A 14,321-nucleotide genomic window follows, 5' to 3' on the forward strand; every position below is an offset into this window, starting at 1 on the left:
AACAAGAAAAAGGGTTGAGAATTTTCTCGACTCTTTTTTTATTTGAAAATTTTCGCTATAATGGATATTGTTAAGCTTCAGCTTGGTGAGGGATTTAGGCTCGCTTGCTGAAGAGGGACGATTCATTCATAAGGAGGATGGTTATGAACACAAAAAAAGGTTGGCTTTTCAAAACAAGTTTGGCCATTGTAGGAGTATTAGTGATAGGCTATTTTGCAGGCTGCTATTATTATCATGATCATTTTTTGGCACATACACAGATAGCTGGCATTAATATAGGAAGAATGACACCCCAAAAAGCGAGTGATCACGTTCAAAAAGATCTAGATCAGAAGACGGTGACACTTACAGAAGCTGGAAAGGTTCTTAAAGAAGTGAAACCGAGTCAATATGGGCTCAATGCAGAAATTAAAGGAAGTTTAGATCAGGCGCTTGCACAGCAGAATAGATGGAAGTGGCCGCTGTCAATAGTTCCTTCTGCACATACACAAATTCAATTACAATTTAATGAAGCTCAAAAGGGGAAAATGGTCGATTTGTTGAAAGAATTGGGGATTAATAATAAGAAACGGCCTGCAAGCGAAAATGCTCGACTAGTAAAAAATAAAAAGGGAAATCAATTAAAAATAGAACCTGAAAAAGATGGCAAGCAAGTTTCTCCTGAACGATTAGGGGAGGCTTTAGCAGAAGCTTTAAGTCAAGTCAAAAATACAGTAGCGCTTGAACAAGCTTACCAATTAGCAGAAATTCGCCAAGACGATCCTTCTTTAACGCAAAAAATAACAGACTATCAAAAAGTTATCGGTAGTGATGTTAAGTTGTTGGTAGAAGATAAAGAATATCCTATTAAAAAAGAAGATATTCAGGATTGGGTTCTTTTCGACAATCAATTAAAAATGACAGTCGACAAAAAGAAAATTTCTGCTTATTTAAAAAATTTGAATCAAAAAATCGCAGGGTTATTAATCCCTCATGAATTTCAATCGACACTCTCAGGACAAGTCACTATTGTCCCAGGAATTTATGGCTGGCATATTGATCGCGATAAAGCTGTAGATCAAGTGGCTGAGGCTGTTTTATCAGGTGAAGGGAAAACCTTTGAACCAGCAATTGCTGGGAAAGGATACAAAGTTCCTAATTTCTTTGGGGATACTTATATAGAAGTAGATATTCCTCATCAAAAGCTTTTCTTCTATGAAAAAGGAGAAAAGACCTTAGAAACAGATGTTATTACAGGTCAAGACAAATCTCCAACGGTTCCAGGAGCAAACGAAATTTGGAATATGCAATCCCCGAGTGTTCTAAAAGCAAACTCTCCTATTACAGGAATTCCTTATGCGCAACCTGTTGATTATTGGATGGCCTTTGACTATCATGCGGAAGGTATCCATGATGCTCAGTGGCAACCCGCTTTTGGGGGACAACTCTATCGCAATATGGCAGGTTCTTATGGCTGCGTGAATACTTCCATTAAAATTATGCCGACCATCTATTCTAAATCTTATATTGGACTTCCTGTTATTATATTTAATGAAGAATCCCTTCATTAATATAGAAGAGAAATAACTATAGAAAAAAATAACGAGTTAAGAAGGGAAGCTTAACTCGTTATTTTTTGAATTTGAGTAAGTTGTAAAATGAAGTGCATAAAGAAAAGGACGACAAAAAACCAGTGAGGCTCTATACTTAAAAGCGTCTAAACCCAAGTAAAGGAGCACTCACCGGCTATGAAACACCAAGGTCATATGCACACCTTTCTGCAGAAAAACGCGGAATCATCCAAGCAATGCACCATGAAAGACATAAACAGAAAGAGATTGCTGTCGCCATCGACGTTAATCAAAGTACCATATCGCGTGAATTAAAACGCGTCAAATGACCTACGATCATCAATATGTTGATGTCTATCTAGCAGAGACTGGCTCGCGTGTTTATAAAGAAAATCGGTCAAATTCAAAGGAAAAAGGTGCTTTGTTCGGAAAGTCTACTTTCATAAAAGCTTTTGAAGAAGCTTTACTGACGCATAAAAAAGATCGTGTCTTCAGTGTTGATACTTTCACTCATAAGTACCGTAGAGAGCATCCTTTAGAAAGTGTCCCTTGCCCCAAAACGATGTATAAATATATCAACCTTGGGATATTAAGAGTGAAAAATATTGATCTTCCTATGAAAACACGGATTCGCCCAAGAAAGCAATCAAGTGAACCACGAGGAATGAATAAAAAGTTATTAGGAAAAAGTATTGATCAACGATGCCCAGCCATTCTTTCCAGAGAAGAATTGGGTCATTGGGAGCTTGATCTCGTGATAGGAAAGAAGAGCCGTGTATTATTACTCTAGTTGAACGGGAAACGCGAAAACTTCTCACCAGGAAGACTTGGAAGTGGGATGCCGCTTCAATTGTAAAGTCCGTAAAAAAGATGATTCTCAAAGAGGACCAAGAGTATTTAAAAACTTTAATGACCGATAACGGAAGTGAATTTTCTAATCTGTCACAACTTGAAAACGGACTAAAAGATATAAAGGCCTTTTTCACTCACGCTTATTCTGCCTGGGAAAAAGGAACTAACGAAAGGCATAATCGCATGTTAAGAGAATTCTTGCCTAAAGGGACCAGCTTTAAAAATCTGATATACCAAGAGTTGGCGCACTACACGAATACTATAAACAATCGCTTCAGAAAGATCTTAGATTATCAAACGCCCAATGACTGTTACATCATGGGAGTTGCGAAACTTCAGGATACCCTTAGAGAAGTAGGTTAAAGTGCTTAACCAAGTTTAGAGATTCAGGGTGGGCCAGTCAAGGTCCGCTACGCTTTCCCCTTGAATCTCTAAATAGTAATCAAGCACTTTAAGCTTGAGAAAATGGGCCAAGAATGATTGATTTTATCAGTCTTTTAGCTATTTTGCATGAAACTGAAATTTTTGAATTTAAATATGCATTTGATATTGCAATTTACCTTTTTTGAATTTGTTAAAAAAGATACTCAAAAAGCTTGCTCTCTAAAGAAAAAATCTGTATAATGGAAAGAGTGCTGCTGAATACAGGGGTAACTCTGTCTTGGTAGCCAGCTTTGAAATATGAGGTTGCGACACACCCGGATGCTTTGCCAAGAGGGTGTACCGGTAATTCATATGGAGCTAGTCAATATAAAATACTGACGAGGAGGAAAAAACATGGCAAAACAAAAGATTCGTATCCGCTTAAAAGCTTACGAACATCGTGCACTTGATCAATCTGCACAAAAAATCGTAGAAACCGCAAAACGTACAGGCGCTAAGGTAGCAGGTCCTATTCCACTACCTATCGAACGTTCACTCTTTACTGTTATTCGTGCGACCCACAAATACAAAGATTCTCGTGAACAATTTGAAATGCGTACTCACAAACGTTTAGTAGATATTGTCAATCCAACACCTAAAACTGTTGATGCTTTAATGAAGCTTGACTTACCATCTGGTGTTGATATTGAAATTAAGCTTTAATTAGTTAACCCAAATAAAAAACAAATAATTATGGAGGTGTAATCATGACTAAAGGAATCTTAGGAAAAAAAGTAGGTATGACGCAATACTTCACTGAATCTGGAGAATTAGTACCAGTTACTGTAATCGAAGCGCAACCAAACGTTGTTTTACAAGTTAAAACAATCGAAAGCGACGGCTACGAAGCTGTTCAAGTTGGTTTTGATGACAAACGTGAAGTGTTAGCTAATAAACCTCATAAAGGTCATGTAGCAAAAGCAGAAACTACTCCTAAGCGCTTCATTCGCGAATTTAACGGTGTTGAGCTAGGAGAGTACGAAGTAGGTAAGGAAATTACAGTTGAAACTTTCCAAGCTGGGGACATCGTTGATGTAACCGGTACTTCAAAAGGGAAAGGTTTCCAAGGCGCGATCAAACGTCATGGTCAACAACGTGGCCCTATGGCTCATGGGTCTCATTACCATCGTGCACCAGGTTCAATGGGTATGGCTTCAGATGCTTCTAAAGTATTCAAAGGTAAAAACTTACCAGGACAAATGGGTGGTCATACAGTAACTATTCAAAACTTGGAAGTGGTTAAAGTGATTCCTGAACAAAACGTTATCTTAATTAAAGGTAATGTTCCAGGTCCTAAACAATCTATGGTAGAAATTAGAGCTGCAGTGAAAGCTCAAGCAGCAGAATAATTGGGGAAGGAGGAAGAAAACAATGGCTAAACTTAAATTATTCAAACAAGACGGTTCACAAAACGGTGAAATCGAAGTAAAAGATGAAGTCTTTGCAATTGAACCAAATGAAACAGCAATTTTTGATGTGATTTTGATGCAACGTGCTTCTTGGCGTCAAGGCACCCATTCCGTTAAAAGCCGCGGCGAAGTGAGCGGTGGTGGACGCAAACCATGGCGTCAAAAAGGAACGGGTCGTGCTCGTCAAGGATCCATCCGTTCTCCTCAATGGGTAGGTGGTGGACGTGCGTTCGGACCAACTCCACGTTCATACAGCTTCAAATTACCTCGTAAAGTTCGTCGCTTAGCTTTACGTTCTGCTTTATCACGTAAAGTAAGCCAAGAAAACTTATTGGTAGTTGATGCTTTATCTTTTGACGCACCAAAAACCCAAGCTTTTAAAGAAGTATTAAACAACTTAAACGTTAATGAAAAGGTATTAATTGTTATCGACAAAGATAACACCAACGCTGTTCTATCTGCTCGTAACTTAGAAAATGTGACAGTGGTTGATCAAGAAAACGTTAACGTTTATGACTTAGAAAACAATGCGAAAGTGATCATGACTCAATCAGCACTTTCAAGCGTAGAGGAGGTACTTGCATAATGGCTGCTCAAGACATCATTCTTCGACCAATCATTACAGAAGCTTCTATGGAAGCGGCAGACGACAACAAGTACACTTTTGAAGTGGCTGTTAACGCAAACAAGACTCAAGTGCGCCAAGCAGTTGAAGAATTGTTCGATGTTCATGTCGTTAAAGTGAACATTTTAAATGTTCGCGGCAAAATGAAACGTATGGGGCGTTATGCTGGTTTTACTCGCAAACGTCGTAAAGCAATCGTAACAGTAGCAGAAGGGCAATCAATCCAACTTTTCGCTGCTGATGCAGAATCTGAAGAATAGGAGGGATTCAAGTGGCGATTAAAGTTTATAAAGCGACCTCCAATGGCCGACGTAATATGACAGGTTCTGACTTCTCAGAAATCACAAAATCAAAACCTGAAAAAACACTCTTAGACAAGCAACACCGTAAAGCTGGCCGTAACAACCAGGGCCGTATTACTGTCCGTCACCAAGGCGGCGGTCACAAACAAGCTTATCGGATTATTGATTTCAAGCGTATTAAAGATGACGTAGAAGGCGTTGTTAAAGCAATTGAATACGATCCAAATCGTTCTGCTAACATCGCTTTAATCCATTATACAGATGGTGTAAAAGCTTATATCCTTGCACCTAAAGGCTTAACCGTAGGAGCTCGTATCCAATCTGGTGAAGATTCAGATATTAAAGTAGGGAATGCTTTACCATTACAAAATATTCCGGTTGGTACTGTTGTTCACAACATTGAAACTAAACCTGGAAAAGGTGGACAATTAATTCGTTCCGCTGGTACCAGTGCACAAGTTTTAGGTAAGGAAGATAAATATGTCTTAGTTCGTTTGAACTCTGGCGAAGTTCGTTTGATCTTAGGTACTTGTCGTGCAACAATTGGTGCTGTTGGGAATGAACAACATGAATTGATTAACTCTGGTAAAGCTGGACGTTCACGTTGGTTAGGCAAACGTCCTACTGTTCGTGGTTCCGTAATGAACCCTAACGATCACCCACATGGTGGTGGTGAAGGTCGCGCACCTATCGGACGTAAAGTTCAAATGACCCCATGGGGCAAACCTGCTCGCGGTGTTAAGACACGTAATACAAATGCACGTAGCAACAAGTTAATTGTTCGTCACCGTAGCAAAAAACGTTAGAACTTAGATCATCCAGAGGAAAGGAGCCATAGCTAATGAGTCGTAGTATTAAAAAAGGACCTTTTTGTGATGACCATTTAATGAAAAAGGTTCTCGAACAACAAGGTAACGAGAAAAAGCAAGTAATTAAAACCTGGTCCCGTCGTTCAACAATTTTCCCTAATTTTATTGGGTTAACAATTGCTGTTCATGATGGACGTAAACATGTTCCTGTTTATATTCAAGAAGATATGGTTGGTCATAAGTTGGGCGAATTTGTCCCAACACGTACCTACCGTGGACACGCTTCTGATGACAAGTCAACAGGCCGTTAAAGCGAGAGGAGGATAAGTAAATAATGTCAGAAAAAACATTATCTGCAAAAGCTACTGCTAAAACTGTTCGAATTTCAGCACGTAAAGCGCGCTTGGTTATTGATTTGATCCGTAATAAAGCAGTTGGTGAAGCAATTGCTATTTTGAAAAACACTCCTCGCGCAGCGAGCCCAATTATTGAAAAAGTGTTAATGTCAGCAGTTGCTAATGCAGAACATAACTTTGAATTAGATACAACTAAATTAGTAGTTAGTGAAGCTTTTGTTAACGAAGGGCCAACTATGAAACGTTTCCGCCCACGCGCTAAAGGTTCTGCTTCACGTATTAACAAACGTACAAGTCATATCACTATTGTGGTGAAAGAAGTAGAGGGGGAATAATTAGTGGGTCAAAAAATTAATCCTACCGGTTTACGTATCGGAGTTATTAAAGACTGGGATGCGCGCTGGTATGCAGAAAAAGATTACGCAGATACTTTACTTGAAGACTTAGCAATTCGTAAATATGTTGATGAAAATCTTAAAGATGCAGCTGTTTCTAAAATTGAAATTGAACGTGCTGCTAATAAAGTGAATGTGAATGTTCATACCGCTAAACCAGGTATGGTTATTGGTAAAGGCGGAGCAGAAGTTGAAAAACTTCGCAAGAATTTGGACGTTTTAACTGGTAAACGTGTTCACATCAACGTTATTGAAGTTAAACAAGCTGACCTTATTGCAGGTTTAGTAGGCGAAAGTATTTGTGAACAATTAGAAAACCGTATTGCTTTCCGTCGTGCGATGAAACAAGCTATTCAACGTACAATGAAAGCAGGGGCACAAGGGATTAAGATTCAAATCTCTGGCCGTTTAAATGGTGCCGACATGGCGCGGACTGAAACATTAGTTGAAGGAACTGTTCCATTACATACCTTACGTGCAGATATTGATTATGCCTGGGAAGAAGCAGATACTACTTACGGGAAGATCGGTGTTAAAGTTTGGATTTGTCGTGGTGAAATCCTTCCAACAGCAAGTAATCAGGAGGGGGAATAATCATGTTAGTACCTAAACGTGTAAAACATAGACGTGAATTCCGTGGAAAAATGCGTGGAGAAGCTAAAGGCGGAAAAAAGGTTGCTTATGGTGATTTCGGTTTACAATCTTTAGATTCTAAATGGATTACCAATCGTCAAATCGAAGCAGCTCGTATTGCAATGACACGTTATATGAAACGTGGTGGGAAAGTTTGGATTAATATTTTCCCTCACAAACCTTATTCAGCTAAAGCTATCGGTGTTCGTATGGGTTCTGGGAAAGGTGCACCTGAAGGATGGGTTGCTCCTGTAAAACGTGGCAAAGTTTTATTTGAAATTGCTGGCGTTCCTGAAGAAGTCGCTAAAGAAGCCTTACGCTTAGCTTCTCATAAGTTACCTGTTCGTTGTAAAGTTATAAAACGTGACTTAGGTGGTGAATCGAATGAATAAATTTTCTGAATTAAAAAATCTTTCCGTTGCTGAATTAAATGCTAAGGAACAAGAGTACAAGCAAGAGTTATTCAATTTACGATTCCAATTGGCAACTGGTCAATTAGAGAATACCGCTCGTATTAAGCAAGTGCGCAAACAAATTGCCCGCATTAAAACAGCGTTACGTCAAGAAGAACTCGCTTAAGCAGGCTTAGACAGTAAAGGAGGATACCCCAAAAATGGCAGAAGAACGTAATAAACGTAAAGTCTTACAAGGCTGTGTGGTTTCTGACAAAATGGATAAAACGATTGTTGTTCAAGTAGACACTTTCAAGTTCCATCCAACTTACAAAAAACGTATTCAATATTCTAAGAAATACAAAGTGCATGATGAAAAAAATTCAGCAAAAGTTGGCGATATCGTAAAGATTATGGAAACACGCCCATTATCTAAAGACAAGTACTTCCGTCTTGTTGAAATTGTTGAAGAATCCGTTATTATTTAATAATTACTGGAAGGAGGATACTTAGAAAATGATTCAAACAGAAACTCGTTTAAAAGTTGCTGATAACTCAGGTGCTCGTGAAGTACTCTGTATTAGTGTTTTAGGTGGATCAGGTCGTAAAACAGCTAACATTGGCGATGTCATTGTTTGCTCTGTTAAGCAAGCTACACCAGGTGGCGTTGTCAAAAAAGGCGAAGTCGTAAAAGCTGTTATTGTTCGTTCAAAGAGTGGTTCTCGTCGTGCAGACGGTTCTTACATTAAGTTTGACGAAAATGCCTGCGTGATTATTCGTGATGATAAAACCCCACGTGGGACCCGTATCTTTGGCCCAGTAGCTCGTGAATTGCGTGAAAATAACTTCATGCGTATTGTTTCACTCGCTCCAGAAGTGCTTTAGGAAAGAGAGGTGTTCGGGATGCATATTAAAACAGGAGATAAGGTAGAAGTGATCGCTGGTAAAGACAAAGGGACCCAAGCTACCGTTTTAAAAACACTTCCAAAGAAAGATCGTGTAATCGTGGAAGGCGTTAATAAAGTTAAAAAGCATGAACGTCCTTCTCAAGCAAATCCACAAGGTGGAATTATTGAACAAGAAGCGCCTATTCATGTGTCCAATGTACAATTAGTAGATCCAAAGACAAATGAAAAAACACGTGTATCTATTCAAGAAGTTGATGGTAAACGTGTTCGCGTTTCTAAAAAGTCTGGCGAAGTCCTAGATTAATTCGGGAAGGAGGAGCAAACGGATTATGACAAATCGTTTAAAAGAAAAATATCTAAACGAAGTTAAAACAGCTTTAACTGAAAAGTTTAATTATACTTCACCAATGCAAGTCCCTAAAGTAGAAAAGATCGTTCTTAATATGGGTGTTGGTGACGCTGTTCAAAATTCTAAAAACTTAGAAAACGCAGTGGAAGAATTAACAAAAATTGCAGGTCAAAGCCCAATTATTACACGTGCTAAGAAATCTATCGCTGGTTTCCGGTTACGTGAAGGTATGGCTATCGGAACTAAAGTTACCTTGCGTGGTGAACGCATGTATGACTTCTTAGACAAGTTAATTAACGTTTCACTTCCTCGTGTGCGTGATTTCCGTGGAATTAGTAAACGCTCATTTGATGGACGCGGAAACTATACTTTAGGTGTTCGTGAGCAATTAATTTTCCCTGAAATTGATTTTGATGATGTTGATAAAGTTCGTGGATTAGACATTGTTATTGTAACCACAGCAAATACTGACGAAGAATCTAAAGAATTATTGGCACAACTTGGAATGCCATTCCAAAAATAGGACAAGGAGGCGAACGGTTTGGCTAAAAAAGCAATGATCGAAAAGAACAAACGTAAACCAAAATATTCAACACAAGCTTATACGCGTTGTGAACGTTGTGGACGTCCACATTCAGTTTACCGTAAATTCAAATTATGCCGTATTTGTCTTCGTGATCTTGCCCATAAAGGACAACTGCCAGGAGTTAAGAAGGCTAGCTGGTAATCTTAGTATAAGAAGGAGGGTTTACTTACATGGTATTGACAGATCCAATCGCGGACTTCTTGACACGTATTCGTAATGCAAACATGGTGCGTCATGAATCATTTGAAGTTCCAGCATCTAAAATGAAAGAATCAATCGCAAAGATTTTGGAAAGAGAAGGCTATATTAAAGGCTACGAAGTCATTGAAGATGGTAAGCAAAATATTATGCGTATTTTCATGAAATATGGCCAAAATAATGAACGTGTAATCACAAACTTAAAACGTATTTCTAAACCAGGTTTACGTGTTTATGCGCAAAGTGATGAGATTCCTAAAGTCTTAAATGGATTAGGGCTTGCGATTGTCTCCACATCAGAAGGCGTTATTACAGATAAAGAAGCTCGCCAAAAACATGTTGGTGGGGAAGTATTAGCTTACGTATGGTAAGCCATTATTAAAAAAGAAAGAGGTGCAGCCTAGATGAGTCGTATTGGTAAAAAGCCAGTCGAAGTGCCTAGTGACGTAACCGTTGAAATGAATGGGCATACAGTTACCGTTAAAGGGCCTAAAGGTGAATTGACTCGTGTATTTAGTACATTAGTTGATATTAAAGAAGACGGTAATCATTATACATTCGAACCAATTAATAATACGAAAGAAGCAAGTTCCATGCATGGAACTGCTCGTTCTATTTTCTTTAACATGGTGCAAGGCGTTCACGCTGGATACACAAAAGAATTAGAATTGACAGGGGTTGGGTATCGTGCCCAATTACAAGGAACTAAATTAGTTTTACAAGTTGGTTTATCCCATCATGTAGAATTTGAAGCTCCAGAAGGAATTTCCTTTGAAGTACCAAGCAATACAGAAATTAAAGTTCATGGTGCTGATAAAGAAAAAGTTGGTGAACTTGCAGCAAATATTCGTGCAGTTCGTAAACCTGAGCCTTATAAAGGTAAAGGAATTCACTATGTTGGTGAACATATTCGTCGTAAAGAAGGTAAAACTGGTAAGTAATTTTCTTAAAATTATTTATCATTATAAATATTTAATAGAGGTGACATAATGATTAGCAAACCAGATAAAAATGCATTACGTCAAAAGCGTCATGCACGTATTCGTCGTAAACTTTCTGGAACAGCAGAGTGCCCACGCTTGAGCGTTTTCCGCTCAAATAAACACATCTACGCTCAATTAATTGATGACGTAGCGGGTGTTACGCTTGCAAGTGCCTCTGATGATCATTCAGATTTAAATGTAGGGAATAAGACTGAAAATGCCGCTGCTGTGGGTAAAGCCATTGCAGAGCGCGGGAAAGCTGCAGGAGTAACAACTGTTGTCTTTGACCGTGGTGGTTACCAATATCACGGTCGTGTTCAAGCTTTGGCTGACGCTGCTCGTGAAAATGGATTAGAATTTTAAGCAAAGGAGGATACCCACACATGGCAAAAGATTTCAACCAAGTTGAGGAAAATAAAATTGAAGATCGTGTCGTAGCCATTAACCGTGTTACTAAGGTTGTAAAGGGTGGACGTCGTATGCGTTTTGCTGCCTTAGTGGTTGTTGGTGATAAGAACGGTCGTGTTGGTTTTGGTACTGGTAAAGCGGCTGAAGTTCCAGCTGCAATCAACAAAGCGATTGAAGATGGTAAGAAAAACATGATTTCACTTCCACTTGCTGGTTCTACCATTCCTCATGAAGTGATTGGTAAATTCAACGGAGGCTGCGTCATGTTAAAACCGGCTAAAGTCGGTTCTGGAGTAGCTGCTGGCGGCCCAGTTCGTGCGGTTGTTGAATTAGCAGGTATTTCAGATATTACATCTAAATCTCTCGGTTCGAATACGCCAATTAACATGGTTCGTGCAACCATTAAAGGCTTATCTGAATTAAAAGATCCAAAAGATGTTGCTCAATTACGTGGTAAATCCGTACAAGAACTATTGAGTTAAGGGAGGAGTATCCATGGCTGAAGTAAAAGTTACTTTAAAGAAAAGCTTAATCGGTCGTAAACAAGACCAAATTAAGACTTGTCAAGCATTAGGATTAACACGTCCTGGTCGTACTGTGGTGAAAACCCGTAATGCAGCGATTGATGGAATGCTTAACAAAGTTTTACATTTAGTGGAAATTGAAGAAGTTAAATAATTAATCAAAAGGGAGGTGCAGACGAAATGTCATTACACGAATTAAAAGCCGCTGAAGGAGCACGTCACAGCCGTAAACGTGTTGGTCGTGGTTCAGGTTCTGGTTTTGGAAAAACCTCTACCCGTGGTCAAAAAGGACAATTAGCTCGCTCAGGTGGCGGTACGCGCTTAGGGTTTGAAGGGGGACAAACACCTTTATTCCGTCGTATTCCTAAACGTGGTTTTACAAACATTAATCGCAAGGAATATGCTATCGTAAATTTAGATGATTTAAATATCTTTGAAAATGGTAGTGAAGTAACGCCTAAAGAACTTTTTGAAGCTGGTTTAATCAAAAAAGAAAAAGCTGGGGTAAAAATCTTAGGTAATGGAAGCTTAGAACGTAAATTAACCGTTAAAGCTGCTAAATTCTCAGCGTCTGCTAAAAAAGCAATTGAATCCGCTGGGGGAACTTGCGAGGTGCTCTAATGATTAGCACCTTGAAACAAGCCATTAAAGATAAAAATATAAGAAGCCGTCTTTTTTTTAGTTTATTGATGCTCATTGTGTTTCGAATAGGTTCACATATTACTGTGCCTTTTGTTAATGCAGAAGCTGTTTCAACCTTAGCAAGCTCAGGGTTGTTTGGGTTATTGAACACCTTTGGTGGGGGAGCCTTAGCGAGTTATTCGATTTTCTCGTTAGGGGTTTCTCCGTATATTACAGCTTCCATTGTTATTCAGCTGTTACAGATGGAAATTGTTCCTTCTTTTACAGAATGGTCAAAGCAAGGGGAAGTAGGTCGCCGAAAGTTAAACAAATGGACCCGATATTTTTCTGTTGTTATTGCGTTTTTCCAAGCAATTGCCATTTCGTTTGGTTTTAATTCGTTAGCGCAATACGGGTTAATTCAGAATCCTTCAACAGCAACCTATCTTTTAATCGGGTTGATTATGACTGCAGGTACTATGTTTGTGACTTGGATTGGAGACCAAATTACGCAATACGGAGTTGGAAACGGGACGTCATTAATTATTTTTGCTGGGATTGTTTCTCGTGTGCCAACAGAAGTAGTGGCTTTTGTTAATCGAAATATTTTGAATAGCCAAGCGGATAAATTGACGAATAATCTTCTCTATGGATTTGGTTTTATTCTGATGATGATTGTCGTTATTACTTTTGTGGTTTTCATGAACCAAGCTGAAAGAAGAATACCAGTCCGTTATTCAAAGAGAGCCAATGCTACAAGTCAAAAAGCACATATGCCGTTACAAATTAATTCCGCAAACGTGATTCCGGTGATTTTTGCGAGCTCCTTGATTATGGTACCTCAAACCCTTCTGAACTTTTTCAGAGCTTCTTATGGAGAAGCTGGGTGGTTTGAGTTATTAAATCGAGTATTTAGTTTAAAGGATCCTATGGGTATTGCGGTTTATGCAATCACCATTATTCTTTTCACATTCTTCTACTCACACATTCAGATTAATCCTGAACGTGTTGCAGAGAATTTTCAAAAGTCTGGGGCCTATATTCCAAGCGTTCGTCCGGGCTTAGCTACCGAACGTTATATTTCGACCGTTTTGAATCGGTTGAGCTTATTTGGATCAATCTTTTTAATGGTAATTTCTACAGCACCGTTGTTAGCTTCCTATTACTTAGACATGTCACAAAGAGTTGCTTTAAGTGGGACTTCTTTATTGATTGTCGTAGGGGTAGCGTTAGATACCTACAAACAGATTGAAGGTCGTTTAATTAAACATCGTTATGTTGGATTTATTCGCGAATAGAAAGTCTGGAGAGATACGAATGAAGCGTAATATTATTTTGATGGGCTTACCAGGAGCTGGTAAAGGGACACAGGCAGAACGTATTACAGAGAAATATGCAATTCCTCATGTTTCTACTGGAGATATGTTTCGTCAAGCAATGGCAGAAGGAACAGCTTTAGGAAAAAAAGCAAAATCCTACATGGATGAAGGTTCCCTTGTTCCTGATGAAGTTACAAATGGCATTGTAAAAGAACGTCTCTCACAAGCAACAGCTGAAGAAGGTTTTATGTTAGATGGATTTCCACGGACTTTGAATCAAGCCAAAGCACTAGATACAATTATGGCGGAATTAAAAACTAGCCTTGATGCTGTTTTATATATTGACGTTCCAGCTGAAGAATTAAAGAAACGACTAACTGGACGTATCATTTGTCGTGGTTGTGGATCAACTTACAATGTGAATTCTAATCCTCCAAAGGAAGAAGGCACATGTGACCGTTGCTCTGGGCATGAATTTTATCAACGCGATGATGATAAGCCAGAGGTTGTTGAAAATCGAATTAAAATAAACATTGAACAAACAGAACCACTCGTTAAGTTCTATGAAGAAAAAGGAATTTTGAAACGAATTCCTGGCGATATCGGTATCGATAATGTATTTCAACACATCAGCCAAATTATTGAAGAATAGTCTTGAAATAATAGCTGTTTTGTAGTA

24 protein-coding genes and 1 pseudogene are annotated in these 14,321 nt (G+C 38.8%); all 25 read left to right on the forward strand.

What is annotated here, in order from left to right; genetic code table 11:
• Window positions 1–143 precede the first annotated feature (143 nt).
• The 25 genes and pseudogenes from AWM71_RS04485 (at window position 144) to AWM71_RS04605 (ending at window position 14,294) form a co-directional block, all read left to right on the forward strand.
• Window positions 144–1,550 (forward strand): L,D-transpeptidase family protein, encoded by a 1,407-nt coding sequence (locus tag AWM71_RS04485; protein ID WP_060776839.1) that lies wholly within the window; start codon window positions 144–146, stop codon window positions 1,548–1,550.
• A gap of 224 nt (window positions 1,551–1,774) precedes the next feature.
• A pseudogene (locus AWM71_RS08725) lies at window positions 1,775–2,765 on the forward strand (IS30 family transposase).
• A gap of 414 nt (window positions 2,766–3,179) precedes the next feature.
• Complete coding sequence (gene rpsJ / locus AWM71_RS04495; RefSeq protein WP_060776840.1) at window positions 3,180–3,488, forward strand: 30S ribosomal protein S10; 309 nt, start codon at window positions 3,180–3,182, stop codon at window positions 3,486–3,488.
• 44 nt (window positions 3,489–3,532) lie between these two features.
• Window positions 3,533–4,174, forward strand: coding sequence for a 50S ribosomal protein L3 (gene rplC, locus AWM71_RS04500; protein ID WP_060776841.1), 642 nt, complete (start codon window positions 3,533–3,535; stop codon window positions 4,172–4,174).
• Between the two features lie 22 nt (window positions 4,175–4,196).
• Complete coding sequence (gene rplD / locus AWM71_RS04505; RefSeq protein WP_060776842.1) at window positions 4,197–4,820, forward strand: 50S ribosomal protein L4; 624 nt, start codon at window positions 4,197–4,199, stop codon at window positions 4,818–4,820.
• Window positions 4,820–5,119, forward strand: coding sequence for a 50S ribosomal protein L23 (gene rplW / locus AWM71_RS04510; protein ID WP_060776843.1), 300 nt, complete (start codon window positions 4,820–4,822; stop codon window positions 5,117–5,119). Before rplD ends, rplW begins: the two co-directional genes overlap by 1 nt.
• A gap of 11 nt (window positions 5,120–5,130) precedes the next feature.
• On the forward strand, window positions 5,131–5,967 hold the full coding sequence (gene rplB, locus AWM71_RS04515) for a 50S ribosomal protein L2 (RefSeq protein ID WP_060776844.1): 837 nt from the start codon (window positions 5,131–5,133) through the stop codon (window positions 5,965–5,967).
• Between the two features lie 35 nt (window positions 5,968–6,002).
• Complete coding sequence (gene rpsS, locus AWM71_RS04520) at window positions 6,003–6,281, forward strand: 30S ribosomal protein S19 (RefSeq protein WP_060776845.1); 279 nt, start codon at window positions 6,003–6,005, stop codon at window positions 6,279–6,281.
• Between the two features lie 23 nt (window positions 6,282–6,304).
• The gene (gene rplV, locus AWM71_RS04525; RefSeq protein ID WP_060776846.1) at window positions 6,305–6,661 is read left to right on the forward strand and encodes a 50S ribosomal protein L22; all 357 of its coding nucleotides are present in this window, start codon (window positions 6,305–6,307) and stop codon (window positions 6,659–6,661) included.
• Between the two features lie 3 nt (window positions 6,662–6,664).
• Window positions 6,665–7,315: a 30S ribosomal protein S3 gene (rpsC, locus tag AWM71_RS04530; protein ID WP_060776847.1), complete on the forward strand. Its 651-nt coding sequence runs from the start codon at window positions 6,665–6,667 to the stop codon at window positions 7,313–7,315.
• A gap of 2 nt (window positions 7,316–7,317) precedes the next feature.
• Window positions 7,318–7,746, forward strand: a complete 429-nt coding sequence (rplP, locus tag AWM71_RS04535; RefSeq protein ID WP_060776848.1) for a 50S ribosomal protein L16 — start codon at window positions 7,318–7,320, stop codon at window positions 7,744–7,746.
• Window positions 7,739–7,933: a 50S ribosomal protein L29 gene (gene rpmC / locus AWM71_RS04540; RefSeq protein WP_060776849.1), complete on the forward strand. Its 195-nt coding sequence runs from the start codon at window positions 7,739–7,741 to the stop codon at window positions 7,931–7,933. Before rplP ends, rpmC begins: the two co-directional genes overlap by 8 nt.
• A 34-nt stretch (window positions 7,934–7,967) precedes the next feature.
• On the forward strand, window positions 7,968–8,234 hold the full coding sequence (gene rpsQ, locus AWM71_RS04545; protein ID WP_060776850.1) for a 30S ribosomal protein S17: 267 nt from the start codon (window positions 7,968–7,970) through the stop codon (window positions 8,232–8,234).
• Between the two features lie 28 nt (window positions 8,235–8,262).
• A complete protein-coding gene (gene rplN / locus AWM71_RS04550) occupies window positions 8,263–8,631 on the forward strand; it encodes a 50S ribosomal protein L14 (RefSeq protein WP_060776851.1) in 369 nt (122 codons plus the stop codon).
• Between the two features lie 18 nt (window positions 8,632–8,649).
• Window positions 8,650–8,958: a 50S ribosomal protein L24 gene (gene rplX, locus AWM71_RS04555; RefSeq protein WP_060776852.1), complete on the forward strand. Its 309-nt coding sequence runs from the start codon at window positions 8,650–8,652 to the stop codon at window positions 8,956–8,958.
• A gap of 25 nt (window positions 8,959–8,983) precedes the next feature.
• Window positions 8,984–9,526, forward strand: coding sequence for a 50S ribosomal protein L5 (gene rplE, locus AWM71_RS04560; protein WP_060776853.1), 543 nt, complete (start codon window positions 8,984–8,986; stop codon window positions 9,524–9,526).
• A gap of 18 nt (window positions 9,527–9,544) precedes the next feature.
• On the forward strand, window positions 9,545–9,730 hold the full coding sequence (locus AWM71_RS04565) for a type Z 30S ribosomal protein S14 (protein ID WP_060776854.1): 186 nt from the start codon (window positions 9,545–9,547) through the stop codon (window positions 9,728–9,730).
• A gap of 29 nt (window positions 9,731–9,759) precedes the next feature.
• Window positions 9,760–10,158: a 30S ribosomal protein S8 gene (gene rpsH, locus AWM71_RS04570; RefSeq protein WP_060776855.1), complete on the forward strand. Its 399-nt coding sequence runs from the start codon at window positions 9,760–9,762 to the stop codon at window positions 10,156–10,158.
• Between the two features lie 33 nt (window positions 10,159–10,191).
• Window positions 10,192–10,728, forward strand: coding sequence for a 50S ribosomal protein L6 (gene rplF / locus AWM71_RS04575; protein ID WP_060776856.1), 537 nt, complete (start codon window positions 10,192–10,194; stop codon window positions 10,726–10,728).
• A 48-nt stretch (window positions 10,729–10,776) separates the two neighbouring features.
• Window positions 10,777–11,133, forward strand: a complete 357-nt coding sequence (gene rplR, locus AWM71_RS04580) for a 50S ribosomal protein L18 (RefSeq protein ID WP_060776857.1) — start codon at window positions 10,777–10,779, stop codon at window positions 11,131–11,133.
• A 20-nt stretch (window positions 11,134–11,153) separates the two neighbouring features.
• Window positions 11,154–11,660 (forward strand): 30S ribosomal protein S5, encoded by a 507-nt coding sequence (gene rpsE / locus AWM71_RS04585; protein WP_060776858.1) that lies wholly within the window; start codon window positions 11,154–11,156, stop codon window positions 11,658–11,660.
• A 13-nt stretch (window positions 11,661–11,673) separates the two neighbouring features.
• Window positions 11,674–11,856, forward strand: a complete 183-nt coding sequence (gene rpmD / locus AWM71_RS04590) for a 50S ribosomal protein L30 (RefSeq protein ID WP_060776859.1) — start codon at window positions 11,674–11,676, stop codon at window positions 11,854–11,856.
• Window positions 11,857–11,882: 26 nt separating this feature from the next.
• Window positions 11,883–12,323, forward strand: a complete 441-nt coding sequence (rplO, locus tag AWM71_RS04595; RefSeq protein ID WP_060776860.1) for a 50S ribosomal protein L15 — start codon at window positions 11,883–11,885, stop codon at window positions 12,321–12,323.
• Complete coding sequence (gene secY, locus AWM71_RS04600) at window positions 12,323–13,621, forward strand: preprotein translocase subunit SecY (protein WP_060776861.1); 1,299 nt, start codon at window positions 12,323–12,325, stop codon at window positions 13,619–13,621. Before rplO ends, secY begins: the two co-directional genes overlap by 1 nt.
• Window positions 13,622–13,640: 19 nt before the next feature.
• Entirely contained in the window at window positions 13,641–14,294 is a 654-nt protein-coding gene (locus AWM71_RS04605) for an adenylate kinase (RefSeq protein ID WP_060776862.1), read from the forward strand.
• Window positions 14,295–14,321 lie beyond the last annotated feature (27 nt).

The sequence above is a fragment of the Aerococcus christensenii genome (assembly GCF_001543105.1).
GTDB lineage: Bacteria > Bacillota > Bacilli > Lactobacillales > Aerococcaceae > Aerococcus > Aerococcus christensenii.